A 251-nucleotide genomic window follows, 5' to 3' on the forward strand; every position below is an offset into this window, starting at 1 on the left:
CCGTCAGGCCTTCTTCCCCACTGAAAGTGCTTTACAACCCGAGGGCCTTCTTCACACACGCGGCATGGCTGGATCAGGGTTGCCCCCATTGTCCAATATTCCCCACTGCTGCCTCCCGTAGGAGTTCGGGCCGTGTCTCAGTCCCGATGTGGCTGATCATCCTCTCAGACCAGCTACGGATCGTCGCCCTGGTGAGCCGTTACCTCACCAGCCAGCTAATCCGACATGGGCTCGTCCGATAGCGGGAGCCG

Annotated in this window: 1 rRNA gene; it reads right to left on the reverse strand. The window is 60.6% G+C overall.

Annotated elements, in window-relative coordinates:
- A 16S ribosomal RNA gene (locus ACGK9R_RS17230) occupies window positions 1-251 on the reverse strand; the annotation flags it as partial.

This window comes from Halomonas sp. HNIBRBA4712, from assembly GCF_043558675.1.
Lineage (GTDB): Bacteria > Pseudomonadota > Gammaproteobacteria > Pseudomonadales > Halomonadaceae > Vreelandella.